Raw genomic sequence first — 21744 nt, 5'->3', positions numbered from 1 at the left:
GTTCTGGACAATCGTTGAATCAGGCTCGGTTCGCTCTATCGTCAAGTCCGGTGGGCCCACCTGGATTCGAACCAGGGACTGGCCGGTTATGAGCCGGCTGCTCTGACCGCTGAGCTATGGGCCCATGGCAGGCCCGCAACAGGCGTGTCTGGCGGTCCCGACCGGATTCGAACCGGCGATCTTCTCCTTGACAGGGAGATATGCTAGGCCACTGCACCACGGGACCAGCGTTGCGGGCGCGCCGCCCACCATGGTATCCGACGCCACGGTGGCGGTGGGCCGGGTAGGATTCGAACCTACGTAGCCGTAAAGGCGCCGGATTTACAGTCCGGTGGTATTAGCCGCTCACCCACCGACCCGCGAAAGGCGCACCCGTTCGCTTGCGTTGTAAACAATCGCGCGGGCACGACAACCCCTCAGCCGCCGCACCCGCCAATCGCCGCCATGGTACCAAGCACCCGGCGCTCGCCCGCCTTCGCTAGCTAGCCCCATGGAGTGGCTCACCGAGCAGCAAGCCGTGCTCGCGCCCTATTTCTTTCTGCCCCATCCCGTGGCCGTGGTCGCCGTGCTGGCGTTTGGCCTCTTCTGGTCCCGGCTCGGGCCGCCGCTCATGCCGGACCGCCCCGCGGCGTGGTTTGGGTTCGTCGCCGGCGCCGCCGTCTACGCCGTCGCCCAGGTGTGGGTGCGCGGTGAGCCCACAGTCGCGGTGGTGGACCTCATCACCGACAACATCGACCCGGTCCGCATCGCCGACGCCCGACCGCTCACCGGCGTCGTCGAGGCCCTGATCGCCGGCTACGCCCAGGAGATGGTCAAGCTCATCCTGCTGCTGGTGGTGCTCTTTGCCATGGCCTACCCGCGCGAGCCGCGCCCGGTGACCACTGCCGCCGCGGCCCCCGCGCTCGGCTTCGCCCTGTTCGGGGCCAACGCCGCGCTCTCCCCCGCCATCCAGCAACTCCCGGTGGGCGGTGACTTGGTGTATCCGATCGTCCAGCAGTGGCTCTGGATCGGCCTTCACCTCGGCACGGCCTATCTGCTCGCCAAGGGCTGGCTGACCGATCGCCTGGGCGTCTATCTGATGAGCGCCGGGCTGCTGCACGCCGCCGCCGTCTACACCGCCACGCTCGAGTCGCTCGGCTGGCACCCCGTGGTGGTCACCGTGATCCTGGCGGCCGTCGCGCTCAGCGCCTTCTCCGGCGGCGCCGGCGCCATCCCCGCGCGGCGCTAGCTCGAACGCCGCCGACCGACGCGCCCCGACACCACCGAAGCCGCAATCGCCCCCACGGCGACCACGAGGCTCACCACCCCCAACCAGTCCCCGCTGGCGCTATAGGGAGAGCCCGGCGTCGTGACCGCCACGTCGGCGGCCAGCATGGTCTCCAGCTGGGTGGCGTGGGGCGTTGCGGCGACGATGCTCCCATCCGGTGCAACGATGGCCGACCCGTAGCGCCAGTCGGTCTTGACAATCGCCAGCCGGTGCTCGGCCGCCCGCACGCGCAGGTGCGCCAGCTGCGTGCCGGCGTAGGCGGCCCAATCGTGCGTCGGCACCGCCACCACCTGGGCGCCGTCGCGGGCCAATCGCGCCAGCGCGTCGGTGTAGCTGCCATCCGGCCCCAGAGCCAGTCCCACGTTCACGCCGTCAACGGCATACACGGGGTGCAGCCCTTCGGTGATGCTGCGCTCGCCGATCACCCACACCGGATGTGCCTTGGTCGTGGGTGCCGAGAGCCGGCCATCGGGAAAGACCAGCACGGCCTCGTTGCGCGTGCGTTCGCTGTCGATGCGAATGAAATAGGGCCACACGATCGTCGCGTCCGATCGCCCCGCCACGTCGGCCACCTGCTGCGCCAGCGCCTGCCCGGTCGGCGTCAGCGGGTCGACCCAGCCCGAGGCCTCGGGCCACACCACCAGTTGTGCACCCTGCGCCGCGACAGTCGGCGGCCCATGCACCGCCGTGATGACCTCGGTGAGCTCGGCATATTGGCGACGGATGATCAGTGGCCGCGTGAGCGGATGGTCCGGCACGTGCTCGCCCGGTTGCACCAGGGCCGCCCGCAGCGTGCCGGTTGGCGCCGGCGCCGGCAGCAGCGCCAGGATCCCGCCCAGGGCCCAGGCCCCGGCCACTGCACCCACGGTCCAGCCCAGCGCCCGCCGCGATCCCGTCCATCGTCCCCGGGCGAGCAGAATGAGCGCCACGATTGCGCCGTTGGTGGCCATCACGATGATCGCGACCGGCCACATGCCGGCCAGCGGCAGGAACGCCCGCAGCGGCGCGACGTCGATCTGCGCGGTGGCGGTCATGCCCCACTGGTGGCCGGCCGTCGTCACCAGCCGCAGGTACTCGACGCCCGCCCACACCAGCGCCGGCAGCCACACGATCCCCCAGCCCCGCAGCGCCGTGTGCAGGCGCGGCGTCAGCACGGGTAGGGCCTGCAACCCCGCCACGAGGCCGAACGCCGCGGCCACCGCCGCGCTCACCCCGACCCACGCCGCGCCCGTGATCACCTCCGGCGGATCGATGCTCAGCGCCAGAAGACCGAAGAGCGTGCCGCAGCCGAGTCCCGCCAGCATTCGCGCCGCGGCATTCGAACGCTCGGGCGCATGCACCGCCAGCATCAGCGGCACCCAGGCGACGAATCCCAGGGCCGTCCACGAGAGCGGCGGAAAGCTCGCGGCAACGAGGGCGCCCGTCGCCACAGCCGCCAGCACCGGTGGTCCTCCGTGCGCTATCCGACGTCCGGTAGCGGCTACCATTCGACTCGGTTACCGGAACGCCGAGCGTGGGGGAAGTCGCTCGTGGACATGTGGCAGCAAACCTTGGACGTGCTCAACGCACCGATCACGGAAATCGACGGCAAGATCCTGACGCCGCTCGGCGTCATCCAGATCGTAATCATCCTCGCGATCACCATCATTGCGCTGCTGCCGTTGCGGCGGCTCCTGCGCCGGTCCTTGAGCGAGCGGCTGAACACCGACGAACGGGCCTCGGCGTGGATCGTACGCCTTACGACCTGGCTGGTGGTGCTGGTTGGAATCTACGTCGCCCTCACGTCCGTCGGCTTCAACCTCAACGTGCTGCTGGCGATCATCGGCGGACTGTCGGTCGGCATCGCCTTCGGCACCCAGGACATCGCGCGGAATCTGATTTCGGGCGTCATTGTTTCGGCGAAGCGGCGGATTGGCGTCGGAGCCGAGATCGAGATCCGCGGCTTTCGCGGGTTTGTGGAAGAGGTCGGTCCCCGGTCGGTTCGCCTGCGCCTGCCCGACGGTCGCCGTGTGCTGCTGGCGAGCGTTGACTTCATGGCGCAGCCGGTGACGCTGCACGCGCCGCCGGCGGAAACGGACGAGGCCGAGCAGAACGAATGATGACTTGACGCCCGAAGGACGGCCGCCCGACGCGCCTGGCGGCGTCTCGACCGGCGACCGGGCCGAGCGCCGCTTTCACCAGGGCGTGCTGGCGACGTGGTATGCGCTCGGCATCGTCGTGGCGAGCACCGCGGTCGGGCCGTGGATCATCTTGATCGGCGTGCTTGTCCAACTGTCGGGATCGGTGAATTCGCGCCTGAGCTTGCCGCGCGCCCTGCACTGGTGGCTCATCGCGCCCGCGCGGCGCCAACGCGCGTCTGAACCTCGAGCGGCGTTCGATCGCGCCGATGCCTTGACCGGTACCGTGGCGCTGGCCGGGTCGGTGTTTGTGTTCGCGGGCAACCATCCGCTCGGGTGGACGCTCGTCGGTGTGTCCATCGTCTCGCTGGCGCTCGACGCGGCGCTCGACTGTGGGCCGCTGCGGAGCCTCGCCGACTTGCTGGCACGCCTGGCCGCAAAACGCCCCTAGCATGTCGGGGCTTATCCGGCTGCGGGGTTCGGCCGCGCTCGCCGCGCTCCTGCTCACCCTGCTGATGGGGGCCACCTGCGCCGGCCCTACCGGCGCCGCGCCCGACGCCGGCGGCGCGGCGGCTGTCGACACCGGCCTACTGCTTGCCGTGCTCGTACCGCCGGTGATCCTGGTTTCCCTCGGCTGGCTGGCATACGTCTTCCGGCTCCTCTTCCGAGAGCCGCCCGAAGGACCTCCGTCCCGCAAGCGGTGACCGTCGCCTTTCCTGGCGTAATCTGTTGTTACAGGGGTGCGGGGAATTGGCAGTGCCGATCGAAGACATCAGCCTCACGATTGACGGGCGACTTGTGTCGGTGCCGGCTGGCGCCACGCTGCTGGATGCGGCATCCGCGGCCGGCGTCGAGGTCCCCACGCTCTGCTTTCACCCCAACATGGCGGCCTCGGCCAACTGCCGCCTGTGTGTCGTGGAACAGTCGCTCAGCCCTGACGGCTCCCACGCCGAACCCCCGCCCGGCGCCCCCGACCGCCAAGCGTCGAAGCTGTTGCCGTCCTGTCGCGCCAAGGCCGAGCCGGGCCAGGTCGTCTACACGAGCAGCCACAACGTGCTCGCGTCGCGCCGCGGTTCCCTGCGACTGCTCCTCGGCGGCGTCGACCTCAGCGAAGCGCCGGAGCTGGAGGACCTCTGCGCCGAATATGGCCTCGCCGTCGGCACCGCCGCCGAGCGCGAGCCCTTTCCGATCTACGTCGACAACCCCTACTACATCCGCGACTACAACAAGTGCGTCATGTGCTGGCGCTGTGTGGACGTCTGCGGCGACCAGGTGCAGTTCACCTTCGCCATCGAGCCGGCCGAGCGTGGGTTCGAGGTCCGCGTGGGCACCTCCGAGTACGACGGCATGATGGACACCACCTGCGTCTACTGCGGCAACTGCGTCCAGGTGTGCCCCAGCGGCGCCCTCAAGGGCCGCGCCCACTGGGAAGCCGAGCGGCGCGGCCGGCTCACCGACGATCGCGTCGTCGAGACCACCTGCTCCTTCTGCGGCGTCGGCTGTGGCCTCACCGCCCACGTCCGCGATGGGGCAATCACCCACGTGGATTCGCCCGACGATCACCCGGTCAACCAGGGCTGGCTCTGCGTCAAGGGCCGCTACGGCTGGGACTACGCGCAGCATGAAGACCGGCTCACGCATCCCCTCATTCGGGTTGGCGCACGCGGCGAGGGCCGTTGGCGGCGCGCGAGCTGGGACGAGGCGCTCGATCTGACCGCCGAGCGGCTGGCGCACCACCGCGACTCGCAGGGACCCGGCTCGGTGGCGGTCTACGCCTCCTCCAAGTGCACCAACGAGGAGAACTACCTGCTCCAGAAGTTCACCCGCGCGGCCCTGCACACCAACAACATCGACAACTGCACTCGGCTCTGCCACGCCTCGTCCGTCGCGGCGCTCGACATTGCCCTCGGAACCGGCGCGTTCACCAATTCACTTGATGAGATCGCCGAGAACGACGTGATCTTCGTCACTGGCTCGAACACCACCGAAACTCACCCCATCACGGCCCTCAAGATGAAGGCCGCCGTGCGTGACGGGGCACGGCTGATCGTGGCCGACCCGCGTGCCATCGAGCTCACCCGCTGGGCCGACGTGCACCTCCAGTTCCGCACCGGCACCGACGTGCCCATGTACAACGCCCTGCTCCATGTGGTGATCCGCGATGGGCTGGTCGACGAGGACTTCGTAGCGTTGCGGGTCAACGATTTTGATGCCGTCGCTGAGTCGGTGCGCACCTGGACGCCCGAGCGTCAAGAAGCGCTCACCGGCATACCGGCGGCTGAAATCGAGCGCGCCGCCCACATCATTGGCGAATCTGGCAAGACGTCGTTCTACTGGGGCGTCGGCATTTCCGAGCAGACGCATGGCACCGACGCCTGCCTCACGCTCATCAATCTCTGTTTGGCCACGGGGAACGTCGGCCGGCGCGGAACGGGACTCAATCCGCTGCGCGGGCAAAACAACGTCCAAGGCACCAGCGACGTGGGCGCAATTCCGATGTACTTCACGGACTACCGCTCGGTCGAGGATCCTGGAGTTCGCGGCGTGTTCGAGAAGGCCTGGGAAGTCACGCTGCCGTCGGCCCAGGGCCTCACCACCATGGAAATCGCCGATGCCGTGGGGCGCGGAGATCTGCGGGCCATGTTCATCATGGGTGAGAACCCGCTCATGTCGGACCCTGACCTCAACGCCGCTCGCGAGCACTTCAACCACATCGACTTTCTGGCGGTGCAGGACATCTTCATGACCGAGACGGCGCAAATCGCCGACGTCGTGCTCCCCGCCGCCAGCTGGGCCGAGAAAGACGGCACCTTCACCAACACCGATCGGCGCGTGCAACGGGTTCGGCCCATCCTCGACCCGCCCGGCGAGGCGCGGCAGGACTGGGAAATCGTCTTAGACCTCTCCCAGCGGATGGGCTACGACCCCGGATTGAGCACACCGGCGGAGATCTTTGATGAGATTGCGCGGCTCACGCCCAGCCACGCCGGGCTCAGCCACGCCCGGCTCGACCGCGAGGGCGGCCTCCGCTGGCCGTGCCTCGACGACGCCGACCCCGGCGCACTGTGGCTATTCGGCGACCGCTTCCCCACCAGCGACGGCAAGGCCACCATGACGCCCATCGACTGGACTGAAAACGTGGAGATTCCCGACGCGGAGTATCCCTTCATCTTCAATACCGGTCGGGTGCTCTACCACTGGCACACCGGCTCGGTCAGCCGCCGCTCCCGGCTCGACGACGCCTATCCCGAGCCGCTGGTGGAGGTGTCGCCCGAGGACGCCGACCGTCTCGGTATTCCCAAGAGCGGGCTGGTGCGCGTCAGCAGCCGCCGCGGCAGCCTCGAGGCCCGCGCCTGGATCACCCGCCGCGTCCCGCCGGGCACCGTCTACATGGGTTGGCATTTCGTCGAAGCCGCTGCCAACTTGCTCACCATCAACGCCCTCGACCCGATTTCCAAGATCCCCGAATACAAGATCTGCGCCTGCAAGATCGAGGTGTTGGAGTCAGAACCCAGCCGCCAATCTCGCTCGCTGACCAGCGCCCAGGCCTAGACGCTGGCTGATGGTCCACGGCCCATGCCGCGGTTGACCGTCTCACACGCCCCGCCCGGCTACGACTGCCCCTTCTGCGCCATTGCGGCAGGCGCCGAATCGGAGTTCACCGCCTGGCGTGACGCCCACGTCGTGGTGCAAATCTCGAGACGCCATAGCCCGCACAATTCGCAAGGCGGAAACGCGCTCGTGATCCCGCTGGCGCACTACGAAAACCTCTACGCGCTTCCGGACGACTTGGCGAGCCGCATTGCCCAAGTGGCGCGCCGCGTCGCCATCGCCATGCGCACCGGATATCCCTGCGACGGCGTGACCGTGCGCCAAAACAACGAGCCGGCCGGCGGCCAGGACGTTTGGCACCTGCACACGCACGTGATCCCGCGCCACCTGGGCGACGGCGCGACCAAATCGCGCGGCCGGCGCGCGGACGACGCCGAGCGTGCTCGCTACGCGGCTCTCCTGCGCCGCAGCCTCGCCGCCCTCGACCGTACGCCCGGCCTGTCCTGAGGAATCGTCCGCCCGGGCGATCTCGGCAGCCCGATGCGCGACCGCGCCACGGTGCCTGCCGTCATGAATCCTGTGATGTTCATACTGGTTGACGTGTGTATTCGTTTATGAAATATGGGGCAAATGGGCAGAATCTTCCATTGCGTTGTGAGCGTAACTCGATATCTGGTACGATGAAGCCTGAGGAATGCACGACCGTCGTTCGTTCCTCAGGCGCGGCCTGGGGCTGCTGTCGGGAGGCGCGGCAGGAGCACTTTGGGGAGGGCTAGCCGCTGCGTCGGGTCCGACCGAAGCCCGCGGCGCACCCGTTGCCTCGACGCCGGACGCAGAGCCCGGAAATACCGGCCGCCGGTCGATCATCGAGATCATCTGCGATGTCGCCAACCTTGCTCCAACCGAGTGCGAACCGTGGTTGGAGCGACCGCCCACGCCATCCGAACCGCAGTCGGTGTTGCAAGCAACCCCGATGCTCACGGTCTACGGCCGCAGTTTCGGCGTGGCCCCGATTCTCGGCATGCTCGGGGCGCTCAACTCGTTCGATGAGCTTCAGCGGAGCGTCGAGCCGTGGGTTCGCGGCATGTCGGAGCTCGCCAACGCGCCCGTCACGGTTGCGCCGCACCTGATCTATGGGCTGGCTCGCCCCTGCCACAGCGCCGACGACTCCTGCATGATCTTCCTTGACGCGTCGGGCGTGGATCTGATCGAGGACTACATCAAGCCGGCGGCCGATCGCGACATGGCCGTGATCCTCGACACCCAGCTTGGCCGCCTCTCGCCCACCTACTTCATTCGGCGAATGATCGACGCCGGATATCTCGCATTTCCCAATGTGCATGTGGCACTCGATCCCGAGTTCGCCACCGCCCCGGACCAGGACATGCCGGGCCATCCGATCGGCACGCTTTCCGCCCACAGCATCAACGAGGTCCAGGCCCTCTTGGCCTCCTACGTGCGCGAGGAGGGTCTCTCCCACAAGAAGGTGCTCATCGTGCATCAGTTCGTCGACGACCTCTCCGACTCCTGGTCGATGGTTCCTGGCAAGCAGAACATCGAGATCTACCCGGAAGTCGAGTTGGTCTTCGACGCCGACGGCTTCGGCAGCCCCAACGCCAAGGTGCACAAATACAACGCCATCACCGATCCCACGGCGTACCCGCAGCTCGAGTGGCGCGGCATCAAGATCTTTCAGCACAACCCGTACGCGCCCCGCTTTTCGGATACCCCCGTGATGACCCCGCGCCAGATCTACGGCCTCGACCCAACGCCGGCCGGGTGGCGCATCTGGGCGCCGCCGCATTTAGTCGTGGTGGCCTAGCCAGGCGCCGCCGGAAGAGCTCCGCAGCGGGCCACGGGCATCAGGGCCGTAGCGTCGGCCCGTCGGCGTGCGGCTACTGGATATGGGGAAAGTTCCCTAGCCTCGCCTATATGTTGTGTCCAACCCCCATTCTGGTGGTATCATTGCACCTAGGGAATGTTCGACCGTCGCTCATTCCTCAGGCACGGCCTGGGGCTGCTGTCGGGAAGCGCGGCAGGCACGCTCTTGGGGAGGGTGGCCACTGCATCGGCGCCGGCCGAGCCCTCCGGCGCGGCAGGCAGCCTCCATCCTGTTGCCGAGGTCAGCCCTCCGCAACCTCCAGAGTCAATTGCTGACCTGATTTGCGAGGCTGCCGAGCCCGATCCTGGCATCTGCGATTGGTGGTCGCACGTGCTGCCGCCCACGCCGCTCGGACCGCTGTCGGTCCTGCAGAGACACTCGTTGCTTTCGGTCTACGGCCGCAGTTTCGGCGTGGCCCCGGTGCTCGGGATGCTCGGTGCGGTCAACTCGTTTGATGAGCTGGAACACAGCGTCGAGCCGTGGGTTCACGCCATGTCGGAATTCGCCGAGGCGCCCGTCAAGGTGGCGCCGCACTTGATCTACGCGCTGGCTCGCAACTGCCGCGGCACGGACGACAGCTGCATGATCTTCCTCGACGCGTCCGGCGTGGACCTGATCGAGGACTACATCAAGCCGGCGGCGGATCGCGACATGGACGTGATCCTCGACAGCCAGATTGGCCGCCTCTCGCCCACCTACTTCATACGACGAATGATCGACGCCGGCTATTTGGCCTATCCCAACGTGCACGTGGCGCTTGATCCCGAGTTCGCGACCAAGCCGGACCAGGACACGCCGGGCAAGCCGACTGGATCCCTCTCCGCCTACAGCATCAACGAGGTCCAGGCCCTCCTGGCCTCCTACGTGCGCGAGGAGGGCCTCTCCCACAAGAAAGTGCTCATCGTGCATCAGTTCGTCGATGACGTCTCCGACTCCTGGTCGATGGTTCCCGGCAAGCGAAACATCGAGATCTACCCGGAGGTCGAGCTGGTCTTCGACGCCGACGGCTTCGGCAGCCCCAACGCCAAAGTGCACAAATACAACGCCATCACCAGCCCCACGGCCTACCCGCAGATTGAGTGGCGCGGCATCAAGATTTTTCAGCACAACTCGCGCGCACCCTGGGCTTCGGATACGCCGGTCATGACCCCGCGCCAGATATATGGCCTTGATCCCACGTCCAGCGGCTGGCGCATGTGGGCGCCTCCGCACCTGCTCGTGGTGGCCTAGTCGCCGACACCACCCTTCCGCGGCGACGCAGGCTGCGCGGCGTCGGGCACGATGGAATGCACCTCTCGGGTCCGCGGCTCCACAGGGCCTTGGCGGTACCCGGGACTGACCTGACAGGCAGGCTGCGGTGACGGCTCCGAGTGTGCGGCATCGCTCCGCCGATGGATCGCCGGCCAAACTGCGCATCGCCATGTGGAACGTCTGGGGCTTCTCCTGGGAGTGGGAGCGCCGGCGCCCGCTCGTTGCCGCGGAGCTTGCCGACCTCGAGCCGGACGTGGTCATGCTTCACGAAGCGCGCTCCGCCAGACGCCCCTGGGAAGCCGGACGGTCGGTGCCGGAGCAGGTCGCCGACGACACCGGCATCCCCCTCGTCGAGTGGATCGACGCACCGACCGCCGACCCATCCGCGCGGATGGGTCCGGCCCTGCTGGCGCGCGTCCCGCCGGCCGGCACGTCGCGGCTGCGTCTGGCCGACCGCGACTCCGTTCCCGACCTCGGCTTCCACGAACCCTGGCTGCTCACTGCGCAGTGGGAGCTCGGTGGATTCCGGGCCACGGTGGCATCCACGCATCTGCCGATGTCATCGTTGCCCGCCGCCCAGCGGGTTGCCGTGCCTGAGCTGGCCGAGGCCTTGGCCTCGCTGTCAAAGGAGTCGGATCTGCTCGTGCTGATGGGCGACTTGAACGTGCAGTCGCACAGCTCGCTGCTGTTCAGTCTCATGCAGACCGCGGGACTCGAGTCTGTACCTTCCCTTGCCACGGCGCCGCCCACCTGGCCCACCAGTTCGGCCATGTTCAACCGGTGGGCCGTGGACTCCGGGTATCGCCGGTGGGCGCACCATCCCGAGGCGCAGCCGATTCGCATCGACTACGTCCTGGTTCACCGCCGCGACTCCACACCGCTCCACATCGTGGACCAAGGTCGATTCGGCACGGGGCATCGCACGGACGGTCTGTTCGCGTCCGATCACTGGGGCCTCTGGGTCGACCTCGCCATCGCCTGACGGCGATGCGCGGGGACTTCGAGGTCCGCCCTGAAAGAGGTCTGAATCAAGCCGTGGGCTTGACCCAATCCGTTCGCCCTGAGCTCGTCGAAGAGGTGAGCGAACGGATTGGGCTCCCTGTGTGCCGTGGGGCTTGGTTCGTTGAGTGGATCCTCAGGCGTTCTGCACCTGCACGCGCAGCCTGCGCACGTCGGTCGCCGCGCCTTCAGCGGCCGTCGCCCGACCGTGCAGCGTGAGGTAGCTCAGGCCCAAACGCCCTTCCCGGATCGGCAGGGTGCACTCGGTTCCTCCGACCGTCGCGGTCGCCGTGCGGGCCGCGATGTCCCAGCGAAACGTCACTGGCGTCCAGGCGCCGGCGGGCAGCGTTTCCGCGTCCAGCGCAAGCTCCACCGCCGCATCGGGGCGCCGGTCGTCGGGCCGCCAGAAGGTCTCGTCGAGCACCACGTCGACGCCGGCCGAGCCCTCGTCCCGGCGCGCCTCGAACGACAGCGTTCCGCGGGCGCCAATGGGAAAGTTGCGCTCGACGCCAAGCGGCAACTCGCCGGTGTGCCGCAGGCGCAGCACGCGCCCGCCGTCCGCGTCCACCACCGATGCGCCGGCGGTGCCGTTCGTGGACCACCCATCCAGTCCGTGCTCGAAGTCGTCGTGGTCCTCGGTCTCGTCGAGCCAGTCGGGGTCCAGGACCACGTAGTCCGTGACCACGTGCATCCAGGCGTCGGTGATGTGGTTGAACATCATCAGCACGCGACCGTCCGGCAGCTCCAGCATGCGCGGGTAGCTGACCTGGTCGTTGAGCAGCTCGGGCAGCGCCTGCCGGGCGTACTCCCGGTAGCCGTGCCAGGTTCGCCCGTCGTCGTGCGAGACCGCGACGTTGACCACGTGCCGCGAGGAGTAGACCTCCTTGCGCTCGCCGCCGAACGGCGGCCCCTGGGTGTTGTTCCAGGTAAACAACAGCCGTCCGTCTCGCAGGCGCAAGAGGTAGCCCGGAGAATTGGCCGATTTGAACCGACTGCGCTTCGGCTCCGACCAGGTCCGGCCGTCGTCGGAGTACGACTCGTACTGCCACCGGGCCGGTGTGCGGATGATCTTGTAGATGCGCCCGTCGCCCAGTTGAGCCACGGTGGGCTCGTTGGCGCCGGAGTGGCTGTGCCGTCCCCCCGAGGCCACGTGCAGGTCGGTCGAGTCGTTGTGCCAGGTGCGCCCGCCGTCGTCCGAATAGCAGGTCTTACAGCAATACATGCCTTCCGTCTGGTCCCAGTCGTAGTACTCCAGCGGCAGCAACATCCGACCGTTGTCGATTTGCGCCGCCTGACGCAGCGCCCCGGTATAGGGGTGGCCGTAGTCGATGCGCTGGGGCCCTTCCCAGCTGGCGCCGCCGTCGCGCGATACGACGTGATAGACGTCGCAGCGCAGCTCGTCGCGTCCGGGGCGCTCGATGTCCTCGGGCCAAATGAGGACGCGCTTGCCAAAGAGGTGGATGGCGCCGTCGCGGTCCACCAGGATCGGGCCGCTGCCCCAATAGCCGAAGCCAATGGGAAGCTCCATCACGCGCTGCGGCGCGTCCCAGGTGACCGTGCCGTCGGCGAAGCTCCCGTAGCGGATGATGAGGTCCTGCCGCGCCCACGGGTCGTGGAAGATGCCGGTTTCGAGCCCGATGTAGAAGCCGGGGCCTTCGGTTGTCCAGCTGACGAAGCGACCGTCGGGCAGCAGCGCCACCCGGTCGATCGATTCGCCGAATGAGTGTCGTTCGAGTAGCAGCACGGTCCTTCTCCTGCGCCCGGGGGATCGAGAGCCCGACCGGCGCGGTCGTCGCTGACGCGGGCATTGTCGCGCGTTTGCCCGGGCGCGATGTCTCCGAACAGACTTCCGGCGCTCTATGCTGGCCTGGTGGCCTGGCACGTGAGTTGAGGCGGCGCGATGGACGAAATTCAAGACCTATTCGTATCCGGACGGCACGGCTATCACACCTTCCGCATTCCGGCCCTGGCGGTTTCCACCGCCGGCACCGTGCTGGCCTTTGCCGAGGGACGCCGCAATAGTCGGGCCGACACCGGCGACATAGACACCGTCCTGCGCCGGCGCGAGCGCGGCGCCGCCGACTTCGACGCCATGCGCGTCGTCGTTTCGGGCGGCGGCGACGTCGCCGGCAACCCGGCGCCCGTGGTGGATCGCGACACCGGGCGCATCACGCTGCTCTTCTGCCGCAATCCCCACGACGGCCCAGAGGACCTTGTCTGGCAGGACAAAGCCCAGCGCACCGTCTGGCAGACTCACAGCGACGACGACGGGAAAACGTGGGCATCACCCCGCGAGATCACTAGCGCGGTCAAGCGGCCCGGCTGGACCTGGTACGCCACGGGACCGTGTCATGGCATCCAACTGCACAGCGGACGATTCGTCATCCCCTGCGATCACGGCGTCGGCGTGCAGCACGAGCGCTATGTCGACTGGTGCCGCTCTCACCTGCTGCTGAGCGATGACGGCGGCGCCTCCTGGCGCATCGGCGCAACCACCGGCGACGGCACAAACGAGTGCGTGGTCGTGGAGCTGGACGACGGCAGCCTCTATCTCAACCGTCGCTGCGACCGGCGCGATGAGCAGCCGCTCTACCGCCGGCGCTACGCGCGCAGCGTGGACGGCGGCGAGTCGTTTAGCGAGGATGACTGGCACCACGACCTCATCGACCCCCACTGCCAGGCCTCGGCGGTTCGCGCGGGCGGTCCCGGCACGCCGCTCGTCTTCGCCAACGCCGCCAGCGAGGCCCGCGAGCGGCTCACCGTGCGACGCAGCGACGACGGCGGACGCACCTGGTCGAGCGGGCTCGTCGTGCATCCCGGACCCTCCGCCTACTCCGACCTCTGCGACCTGGGCGACGGCACGGTTGGACTGATCTACGAGAGCGGCGACGAGATGACCTACGAGCGCCTCCGCTGGACGCGACTCAGCGTTGACGAGTTGGGCGGCGGCTAGCCACCCGGGATGTAGAGCGTCCGGTCGGCCACGGGCAGGGATACCCGCGCGCCGCCGTTGAGATGCGAGTGCGCGATGCCGAACTGCGCTTCCACCGACTGCATGGTGACGTCGATGTTCCCGGCCGTGCGCTCGCCGGTTTCCAGCTCGCGGATGAGGTTGCGGATCGTGAGCATCGGCGGGCTCTCACCAATTGCTCGAATGGTGTGCTCACGCACGTCGCCGTATTCGCCGGTGCAAATGCGCACGGAGGCGTGGAGTCCGTTGTCCCACATCACGGCCCGTCCTTCGTCGCCGTGCACCTCGATGTCCCATTGCCCCCCCCGCCGGGGAATGAAATATCCCTCCGCGCCGCCGTCGTACCCCACTCGGAAGAACCCGACCATCGGGTCGCCAAGCTCCTGGCCCTCCGCCGCCACATACCGATGCCCCTCCGCGTCGTAGGTGGGCGGTGGCTTCCGCGGCGTGGGGTCGAAGGGATCGCCGGGATCGACCAGGCGGCCCTCAACCCACACGGGCATTGGATCGCCTAACAGCAGCGACGCCGTATCCAGCGTGTGCGGGTGGTGCTTGATGAGGTCCGTGTACCCGTACACGACGGCAATTTGCGGCGTGCCGATATCACCGGCGGCGATGGCGTCCCGCATGGCCGTATACACCGGATCATGGCGGCGCATCGCCCCCCAGTTGAACGCCACGCCATTGGCTGTGCAAGCGCTGTGGATCCGGTCGGCCTCGGCCAGTGAGGCGCACAGCCCTTTTTCGCTGTAGATGCCCCGCACGCCGTGCTCGGCGGCGTAGATCAGCGGCTCGGCGCGGGTGAGCGCGGGCGTCGTCAGGCTCACGATGTCCAGGCGCTCTCTGTCGATCATCTCCCGGTAGTCGAGGTAGGTATTCGTCACGCCGAAGCGCTCGCAGAATCGCCGCAGCCGCTCCGTCCCGCGGTTGGCCACGGCCACGACCTCGGTTTCGGGAATCGCCGCGTAGGCGCCGTAGTGCCCGTAAGGTTTGCGCTGGTCGCCCGCTGGCAGCTCGTCGTCGATCAGTCCGCCGCTTCGGCCCGTCCCGATGATCCCAACGCGATATTTCGCAGCCATGCCGTTCACTCACTTTTGAGGGCCGTTGCCTCGGCCTCTGCGGTCCATCATGCCTGCATCCGGCGACTCCGTGTGAAGCCGTTTCCGATCCGACCGCCCGCTCGGCCTTCCTATACTGGCCGCCCATACCAGCTATTCGCCGTTGCTTGGAGTCGCCGATGGACTACCGGAGGCTCGGTCGATCCGGGTTGGAAGTGTCGCTGGTGGGCGTTGGGTGCAATCAGTTCGGTGGACGGTGCGACTGCAAGCAGACGCGCGCCGTGGTCCACGCCGCCCTGGACGTGGGCATCACGCTGTTCGACACCAGCAACAGCTACGGCCAGAACGGACGCTCGGAGAAGTTTCTCGGCGCAGCCCTCAAGGGCTGCCGTGACGACGCGGTCATCGCCACCAAGTTTGCCTCCCCGATGGGCGACGGCCCCATGCAGGTCGGCGGCTCGCGTCGCCATGTCATGCAGGCCGTCGAGGGCAGTCTGCGCCGGCTGCGCACCGACTACATCGACCTCTATCAGATGCACCGTCCGGACCCCAACACGCCCATCGAGGAAACGCTGTCCGCGCTCGATCTCCTCGTCCGCCAGGGCAAGGTGCGCTACATCGGGCACTCCAACTTCGCCGGCTGGCAGATCGCCGCCGCCGCTGCCGCCGCCGAGCGCGCCAACGTCACTCCGTTCCTCTCCGCGCAGAACCACTACAGCCTCCTCGACCGAAGCGTAGAGGCCGAGGTCATCCCCGCCTGCGAGGCATTTGGCTTGTCCCTGCTGCCCTATTTCCCGCTCGCGAGCGGGCTGCTCAGCGGGAAATACCGCCCCGGTGAAGCTGCGCCCGCCGACACCCGGCTGGCTGAAGGCTCCCAGGCCGATCGCTGGCGCACGCCGGCAAACGTCGCCAAGACCGAGCGATTGCGCGCCGTGGCCGACGCCGGCGGACGCACCCTGCTCGAGCTGGCCATGAGCTGGCTCGCCCGCCAGCCGGTCATCGCCTCCGTGATCGCCGGCGCCTCCCGGCCCGAGCACGTCCGGCAGAACGTGGAAACCGTCGGCTGGGCAATGAGTCCGGATGAGCTCGACGCCATCGAAGCGGCGGTGAGTGATCCGTCCGAAGCCTGAGCGACGATCGATCCCCAAGTCGCGCAGGATTGCATGAGCCGCCCATGACCTCCGACAGCCCCGCGAGTCCAACGCCCGACGAGATCTACGCGTTTCAGACCAGCGGCTACCTGGTGCTGCCGGGTTTCCTCACCCCCGAACGCGTCGCCCTGCTCACCGAACGCCTCGAGTTGGTCATGGAACGCCGCCGGCGCCAGGCCGAAGCCGGCGCGCCGACCAACGGGGTCACCGACGTGGAGGGACCAAACACGCGAATCTTCCACATCCTCGAGGACGACCCGGCGCTGCTGGACCTCATCGACTACGCGCCTCTCATGCCCTACATCCACGCCTTCCTCATCCGCAATCCGCACTTCCACGCCTCGGACGCCATCTGGGAGGTTGGGGCCTCCGACCGCCCGCCGCAGTGGCACCCCGACGGCGGCTATCTGCGCGTGCTCGGTCGGCCCACGCCCATGATGCAGCTCAAGGTCGGCTACTACCTCTCCGATATGCGCGAGCCCGGACGGGGCAATCTCACGCTCGTGCCCGGCTCCCATCGCAGCGCCGCCGAGCCGTCGCCCGAGCAGCAGGCGGGCTACGACACCATGCCCGGCGCCATCCAGGTCTGCGGCCCGCCGGGGACGGCGTTCATGTTCCACAACGCCGTCTGGCACACGCGCGGACCAAGCACCGATCCCAACGCCAGCCGCGTCATGCTCTACTACGCCTACGAGCACGGCTTCATGGTGGGCAACCCCGAGCACTGGAGCTACTCCAAGGCCTTCTACGCCGGCCTGTCTCCAGAGCGCCGCGCGCTGTTCCACGGCTTCGTCTTCGACCCGCCGGAGCGTCGCTGGTCCTGACGAGGCCCTAACGAGACTGCCAGCGGTCGTGTGGACTCGAAATACTCACGGGTGTAGAGTCTAGGTATCAGTGCCGGACCCCCGGGCGCTGTTTGTTCGCTTGGCATCGCTTGGCGTCGGTCTGGCAAGGCATGGGGGGTGCGTCATGAAACGTGGAATGCGTACAGCGGTGTCGCGGCGGCGACTGCTGCAGGGCACGGCGGCCGGGTTGTTCGGAGTAGCCGGCACGGCTGTGCTTGCCGCGTGCGGCGAGACGCAGGTCGTGACCAAGGAAGTGATCAAGGAAGTCCCGGTCGAGACCGTGGTCACCAAGGAAGTGATCAAGGAAGTCGCGGTTGAGACGGTGGTGACCCAAGAGGTCATCAAGGAAGTCCCGGTCGAGCGGGTCGTGACCAAGGAAGTGATCAAGGAAGTCATGGTCACGGCAGCGCCCGCAGAAGAGATGGTGGGCCCTGTCAGCGGTGGCACGATCACCGTGGGGGCGGGCACCCCGTCCACGCGTTTCTGGAACCCCTATGCACAGTGGGGCAGCGAGCATCACTTCATCAACGACTATGTCTGGCTGCAACTGTGGTACGGCGACCAGTGGGGCGATGACCGGCTGCCGGCACTGCCTGGCGGCTGGGGCCAGGGGGCGGCGCAGAGCTGGGACGAGATCGAGCCCTCCCGCGTCTACGACTTTCACATCCATCCCGACCTCGTGTGGCACGACGGGGCGCCGGTGGTCGCCGACGACGTGGTGTGGAGCTACCAAATGGCCATTGACCCGGCCTATGGTGCGAAGTTCGCCGACATCACCTACATCAACATCCAGGGCTCACAGGCCTGGGCCGAGAACCCCACCGACAACGTGGAGGACTCCGGCGGGGTGGTCGCGATCGATAACAAGACGGTGCGGGTTTCGCTCTCGAATCCAAATCCGGGCTGGTGGGGGCGACCGCTCAAGGACCGCTCCATCCACCTCCCGCCGTACCCGAAGCACCTCTACAAAGACATTGACCCCGCCACGGCCTTCGAGGGGCACCCGCTGGCTGCAGCGCCCGTCGGGAACGGAGCGTTGAAGGCCGTGCGCTACGTCGAGGGCCAGTTCTGGGAACTCGAAGCCAACAACGACTTTGCGTATGGGGCGCCCTACATCGACCGCTACATCGTTCGCTACGGGGACCGCGATGCGAACGACGCTGCCATGGAGGCCGGCGAGCTGGACCACATCCGTGCGGGCAGCGTGGAGTCGTTCGTGCGCTTGGGCGAGCAAGCGCACCTGCAGGCCTTCCCCCAGCGCTCGCCGTTCGGCAGCGTCATCTGGCTGCAGCGGGGGTCCGCGATCTTCAAGGACACGAACATCTCGCTACTTGTGGAAGCCATGGTGTTGGCGCTCGACCGCGATACGGTCAACGCGACGCTCGACCGCGGCACACGCTTCAAGACCGACTACGTCTGGGCGCATGTGGGGCTAATTGCCGATCCGCCGCCCGGAACCTACCGGGAGCTCCCCTACGATCCGGAAGCGTCCCGGGAGCTCATCGCGGAGTCGGGCTTCGACACCAGCCAGACCATTCGCTGGATCAGATGGGGTGACCCGGGGCCGCGCGATCTGGCATTCCAGGAGTACTTTGCGGATGTTGGCCTCGACGTGCAGTTCATGCGCATCGACGTCGCGGCTGTTGTCGAGGAGCTCTACGAGGCCCGCAACTGGGACCTCAGCATGCACAACTTCGGCGGCTTCAACACCCTGGAAGACGGCTGGCAGCGCATGAAGTGCGGCTGGTACTACAGCCAGGCCGGCTTCAACGCCGCCGACATCTGCGACCCCGTCATCGACGCGATGTACGAAAAGGCGCAGCAGATTTCCGATGTGGCGGAGCTGCAGGAAGCGTGGTTCGAGATCGCCAAGTACATCCACGCGCGCGGCACCATGGTGGCCGGGCCGGTCGACTACGGCACCGTCCGCAACATCTACCACCGTCGCATGCAGGGCCCGCTCTGGCAGCAGACCTACGTGCAGCCGGTGCGGTCGCCCGTCGAGAAGACGTGGATCGACCCGCGCTGGGACGGCAAGGACTTCAGCGGGTAGTCCTCGGATCGGGTCGGCCTTCTGGCCGGCTCGACGCCCGTTTACCGAGGCGGCGGGGAGCAATCCCCGCCGCCTCGGTGGCTTAATCACTGAAGCCCGGTGGCCCAGGCTGCGTGCAGCCTGGGAACTTCAACCGCGGCCGGTCGGGATCCCTCTCCCCACTGCGAGACCTTTGCAAGGGCCCCCCTTCACTCCCGCGAAAGGCCCGTCATTTCGTCCGATCTGTCGTTCCGAGCGGAGCGAGCAATCTAAGGGGCAGGCGATTGGGCACAACGCCCGTGAACTTCTTCCGGCCGCCGCCCCTTCGCTAGGTGTTGCACTTCGTTTGTGAACGTAGGGAATCCTGGGCCGCCGAAGCTCTTCGTCCAAGCGTCGGGGCGACGCATGCGTCGCCCCGAGCTCTTTACGCAAAGTTCTCCCCTTTGAAAGACGGTTAGTGCCTGCCCCGTGGTGCGGATACGGGGGTAAGAGAGTCGGACGATCCCACGCTGCTCGCAGCGCGGGCCACCGGACACCTGGCTTGTAGAGGAAGCGGCCTTGCTAGTTCCCCGACCCGCTGCCGCGCACGTCAAACGCGTCCCGCAGCCCGTCCCCAACGAAATAGATCGCCAGCACCGCCAGGACAATCGAGAGGCCGGGCGACAGCCACAGAGCCGGCGCGGCGTCGATGAACGCGATCCCGCGGGCGTTGCTGATCATCGTCCCCCAGCTTGCCGCCGGCTCCGAAATGCCGAGACCCAGGAAACTCAGTCCGGCCTCCGCCAGGATCGCCCCGGCGACTCCGAGCGTGATCGCCACCGACACCGGACCCACGACGTTGGGCAGCACATGGCGCCGGATGATGTGCCGCAGGCTGCCGCCCAGCGCCTGTGAGGCGATCACGTAGTCCAGCTCGCGCTGGACCAGGATCTGCCCGCGAATCAAACGCGCCAGTCCCGGCCAGCCGAAAATCCCGATGATCACCATCACGTTGATGATGCTTGGTCCGAGGATGCCGGCCATGATGACGATGAGAATGAATGAGGGAAAGGTCATGATGAGATCCGTGAAACGCATCAGGATGTTGTCGACGCGACCGCCTGCCAATCCTGCGCTTGCCCCAATGGCAAACGCGATCGCCAAGTAGATCGATACCGCCACAACGCCCACGGAGAGCGAGACGCGGGATCCGTATACGACGCGACTGAACGTGTCGCGACCGGATCGGTCGGTTCCGAGCCAATTCAGGGAGTCCGGCGGGGCCAGCAACTTGTGCAGGTGGTTCCGCGTCGGATCGTAGGGGGCCACGAATTCCGCGAAAACCGAGATCAGGACCATATTCAGGAGAATGGCGAGCCCGAGCACGGCCAGCTTGTGCGACATGAAGCGCCGGCGCGCCCGCGTCCAGGGCGAGAGCTCGGGCGGAAGGTCGAGGAGCTCGACCGCCTCCCGGCGTCGCTGCGCGGTCACGGCTGCCGCGCCACCGTCCGCCTCGGCTGGTGGCGGGCGATCGTTCCGTGGGGTCTCCGGTGACACGTGCCCCAGCCTTACGAGTGACGCACGCGCGGATCGACCCAGGCGTAGGCCACGTCCGTGAGCAGGTTGGCGGCGAGGACCGCTGTGGCGCCCATCAGCAACACCGCCATCTGCACCGGATAGTCACGTTGCCGCAGCGCATCGTAGGCCAGCGCGCCCACGCCGGGCCACGAGAAGATGGTCTCGATGATGAGCGCGCCGCCGATGAGCGCCGGCAACGAAAGTCCCAGAATCGTGACCAGCGGCACCAGCGCGTTGCGAAACACGTGCTTCCAAAGGACGAGCGTCTCGCTCAGCCCCTTGGCCCGCGCGGTCAGCACGTACTCGGCGGAGAGCGTATCGAGCATCGACGCCCGCGTGTAGCGCATGTACACCGCAATGTCCTGCAGCATCAGGGCCGAGATCGGCAGGATGGCATGGCGGGCGAGATCCCACAGCTCGGGGTCTTCGCCGGCCGTCCACATGCCGAATACGGGCAGCCACCCGAGCCACACCGCGAATATCAGCATGCCCGAGAGAGCAAAGAAGAATTGTGGGATTGAGATCATAAAAAATGAGACTACCGAGAGCGAATAATCTATCACTGAATACTGCTTCAATGCTGAGATAACGCCAAATATAACCCCAATCGATGAGGCAAGAGACAGGGCCACCCCCATGAGGCTCAGGGAAACTGGCAATTTGTCAAGAACCATCTCAACCACGGGTCGCTTCGTCTGATATGAGAACCCCAGATTCCCGGTCAGCGCTTCTTTCAGCCAGATTACGTAGCGCACCGGGCCCGGCCGGTCAAGACCGAGTTCGCGCCTCATCGCTTCAATGTCTCGTACCGAGAGGGAGATTTGGTCCTCTGGATCTAAGAGCGCGGTGAGCGGATCCCCAGGAGCCATATTGATGATGATGAACGTAATGATAGAAATCCCAAATAAAAGTGGGATTGAGATCAAAATCCGCCGGGTGATGTATTGCGTCATCGCCGCAGTCCCACGGGCTGACGCACACCTAGCCTGCCATCGAGGCGCCGCATGGCCAGCAGTCTCATGCTACGTGGCGCATACTCGCTCTGCAACCTTCGGTAGGGCG

At 67.0% G+C, this 21744-nt stretch carries 18 protein-coding genes and 3 tRNA genes; 13 read left to right on the top strand and 8 right to left on the bottom strand.

What is annotated here, in order from left to right; genetic code table 11:
- Positions 1 to 51: 51 nt before the first annotated feature.
- From OXG33_00710 to OXG33_00700, 3 genes are all read right to left on the bottom strand, one after another.
- Positions 52 to 124 (bottom strand) — tRNA-Ile (locus tag OXG33_00710).
- A gap of 25 nt (positions 125 to 149) precedes the next feature.
- Positions 150 to 226: transfer RNA gene (locus tag OXG33_00705), tRNA-Asp, on the bottom strand.
- A gap of 49 nt (positions 227 to 275) precedes the next feature.
- A tRNA-Tyr gene (locus OXG33_00700) sits at positions 276 to 359 on the bottom strand.
- A 131-nt stretch (positions 360 to 490) separates the two neighbouring features.
- Between OXG33_00700 and OXG33_00695 the strand changes: the two genes are divergently transcribed.
- Entirely contained in the window at positions 491 to 1228 is a 738-nt protein-coding gene (locus tag OXG33_00695; protein MCY4112446.1) for a hypothetical protein, read from the top strand.
- Here OXG33_00695 and OXG33_00690 read toward each other — a convergent pair.
- Positions 1225 to 2709, bottom strand: a complete 1485-nt coding sequence (locus tag OXG33_00690) for a hypothetical protein (protein ID MCY4112445.1) — start codon at positions 2707 to 2709, stop codon at positions 1225 to 1227. The genes OXG33_00695 and OXG33_00690 overlap by 4 nt on opposite strands.
- 93 nt (positions 2710 to 2802) lie before the next feature.
- Between OXG33_00690 and OXG33_00685 the strand changes: the two genes are divergently transcribed.
- The 8 genes from OXG33_00685 to OXG33_00650 all read left to right on the top strand — a co-directional run bounded on the left by OXG33_00685 (position 2803) and on the right by OXG33_00650 (position 11051).
- Positions 2803 to 3366: a mechanosensitive ion channel gene (locus OXG33_00685; protein ID MCY4112444.1), complete on the top strand. Its 564-nt coding sequence runs from the start codon at positions 2803 to 2805 to the stop codon at positions 3364 to 3366.
- A 4-nt stretch (positions 3367 to 3370) separates the two neighbouring features.
- Positions 3371 to 3835 (top strand): DUF4395 family protein, encoded by a 465-nt coding sequence (locus tag OXG33_00680; protein MCY4112443.1) that lies wholly within the window; start codon positions 3371 to 3373, stop codon positions 3833 to 3835.
- A 1-nt stretch (position 3836) separates the two neighbouring features.
- Entirely contained in the window at positions 3837 to 4088 is a 252-nt protein-coding gene (locus OXG33_00675) for a hypothetical protein (protein MCY4112442.1), read from the top strand.
- A gap of 52 nt (positions 4089 to 4140) precedes the next feature.
- Positions 4141 to 6936 (top strand): formate dehydrogenase subunit alpha, encoded by a 2796-nt coding sequence (gene fdhF, locus OXG33_00670; protein MCY4112441.1) that lies wholly within the window; start codon positions 4141 to 4143, stop codon positions 6934 to 6936.
- 24 nt (positions 6937 to 6960) lie between these two features.
- Complete coding sequence (locus tag OXG33_00665) at positions 6961 to 7443, top strand: HIT family protein (protein ID MCY4112440.1); 483 nt, start codon at positions 6961 to 6963, stop codon at positions 7441 to 7443.
- A 187-nt stretch (positions 7444 to 7630) separates the two neighbouring features.
- Positions 7631 to 8758 (top strand): hypothetical protein, encoded by a 1128-nt coding sequence (locus tag OXG33_00660; protein ID MCY4112439.1) that lies wholly within the window; start codon positions 7631 to 7633, stop codon positions 8756 to 8758.
- A 390-nt stretch (positions 8759 to 9148) separates the two neighbouring features.
- Positions 9149 to 10048: a hypothetical protein gene (locus OXG33_00655; protein MCY4112438.1), complete on the top strand. Its 900-nt coding sequence runs from the start codon at positions 9149 to 9151 to the stop codon at positions 10046 to 10048.
- A 142-nt stretch (positions 10049 to 10190) separates the two neighbouring features.
- Complete coding sequence (locus OXG33_00650; GenBank protein MCY4112437.1) at positions 10191 to 11051, top strand: endonuclease/exonuclease/phosphatase family protein; 861 nt, start codon at positions 10191 to 10193, stop codon at positions 11049 to 11051.
- 153 nt (positions 11052 to 11204) lie between these two features.
- On the opposite strand, the gene OXG33_00645 is transcribed toward OXG33_00650, so the two are convergent.
- Positions 11205 to 12812 (bottom strand): sialidase family protein, encoded by a 1608-nt coding sequence (locus OXG33_00645; protein MCY4112436.1) that lies wholly within the window; start codon positions 12810 to 12812, stop codon positions 11205 to 11207.
- 156 nt (positions 12813 to 12968) lie between these two features.
- Between OXG33_00645 and OXG33_00640 the strand changes: the two genes are divergently transcribed.
- Complete coding sequence (locus OXG33_00640) at positions 12969 to 14021, top strand: sialidase family protein (GenBank protein ID MCY4112435.1); 1053 nt, start codon at positions 12969 to 12971, stop codon at positions 14019 to 14021.
- Here OXG33_00640 and OXG33_00635 read toward each other — a convergent pair.
- Positions 14018 to 15118: a Gfo/Idh/MocA family oxidoreductase gene (locus OXG33_00635; protein ID MCY4112434.1), complete on the bottom strand. Its 1101-nt coding sequence runs from the start codon at positions 15116 to 15118 to the stop codon at positions 14018 to 14020. The two genes, OXG33_00640 and OXG33_00635, sit on opposite strands and share 4 nt — an antisense overlap.
- Positions 15119 to 15276: 158 nt before the next feature.
- On the opposite strand from OXG33_00635, the gene OXG33_00630 reads away from it, so the two are divergent.
- The 3 genes from OXG33_00630 to OXG33_00620 all read left to right on the top strand — a co-directional run bounded on the left by OXG33_00630 (position 15277) and on the right by OXG33_00620 (position 19146).
- Complete coding sequence (locus OXG33_00630) at positions 15277 to 16227, top strand: aldo/keto reductase (protein ID MCY4112433.1); 951 nt, start codon at positions 15277 to 15279, stop codon at positions 16225 to 16227.
- A 44-nt stretch (positions 16228 to 16271) separates the two neighbouring features.
- Entirely contained in the window at positions 16272 to 17072 is an 801-nt protein-coding gene (locus OXG33_00625) for a phytanoyl-CoA dioxygenase family protein (protein MCY4112432.1), read from the top strand.
- Positions 17073 to 17229: 157 nt separating this feature from the next.
- The gene (locus tag OXG33_00620; protein ID MCY4112431.1) at positions 17230 to 19146 is read left to right on the top strand and encodes an ABC transporter substrate-binding protein; all 1917 of its coding nucleotides are present in this window, start codon (positions 17230 to 17232) and stop codon (positions 19144 to 19146) included.
- Positions 19147 to 19686: 540 nt separating this feature from the next.
- Here the strand turns inward: OXG33_00620 and OXG33_00615 are convergent.
- Entirely contained in the window at positions 19687 to 20595 is a 909-nt protein-coding gene (locus OXG33_00615) for an ABC transporter permease (protein MCY4112430.1), read from the bottom strand.
- Between the two features lie 77 nt (positions 20596 to 20672).
- Positions 20673 to 21635 carry an ABC transporter permease gene (locus OXG33_00610; protein ID MCY4112429.1) on the bottom strand — a complete coding sequence of 321 codons (963 nt, stop codon included), beginning with the start codon at positions 21633 to 21635 and terminating at the stop codon, positions 20673 to 20675.
- Between the last annotated feature and the right edge of the window lie 109 nt (positions 21636 to 21744).

The sequence above is a fragment of the Chloroflexota bacterium genome (assembly GCA_026708035.1).
Lineage (GTDB): Bacteria > Chloroflexota > UBA11872 > UBA11872 > UBA11872 > JAJECS01.
The sequence above is the reverse complement of the archived record's forward strand: the minus strand, read 5'-3'. Positions and strand labels throughout refer to the sequence as shown.

Coding starts and splice junctions, on each gene's coding strand:
- OXG33_00695 (MCY4112446.1), top strand. CDS start 491: ATGGAGTGGCTCACCGAGCAGCAAGCCGTGCTCGCGCCCTATTTCTTT.
- OXG33_00685 (MCY4112444.1), top strand. CDS start 2,803: ATGTGGCAGCAAACCTTGGACGTGCTCAACGCACCGATCACGGAAATC.
- OXG33_00675 (MCY4112442.1), top strand. CDS start 3,837: ATGTCGGGGCTTATCCGGCTGCGGGGTTCGGCCGCGCTCGCCGCGCTC.
- OXG33_00665 (MCY4112440.1), top strand. CDS start 6,961: ATGCCGCGGTTGACCGTCTCACACGCCCCGCCCGGCTACGACTGCCCC.
- OXG33_00660 (MCY4112439.1), top strand. CDS start 7,631: ATGCACGACCGTCGTTCGTTCCTCAGGCGCGGCCTGGGGCTGCTGTCG.
- OXG33_00640 (MCY4112435.1), top strand. CDS start 12,969: ATGGACGAAATTCAAGACCTATTCGTATCCGGACGGCACGGCTATCAC.
- OXG33_00635 (MCY4112434.1), bottom strand. CDS start 15,118: ATGGCTGCGAAATATCGCGTTGGGATCATCGGGACGGGCCGAAGCGGC.
- OXG33_00630 (MCY4112433.1), top strand. CDS start 15,277: ATGGACTACCGGAGGCTCGGTCGATCCGGGTTGGAAGTGTCGCTGGTG.
- OXG33_00625 (MCY4112432.1), top strand. CDS start 16,272: ATGACCTCCGACAGCCCCGCGAGTCCAACGCCCGACGAGATCTACGCG.
- OXG33_00620 (MCY4112431.1), top strand. CDS start 17,230: ATGCGTACAGCGGTGTCGCGGCGGCGACTGCTGCAGGGCACGGCGGCC.
- OXG33_00610 (MCY4112429.1), bottom strand. CDS start 21,635: ATGACGCAATACATCACCCGGCGGATTTTGATCTCAATCCCACTTTTA.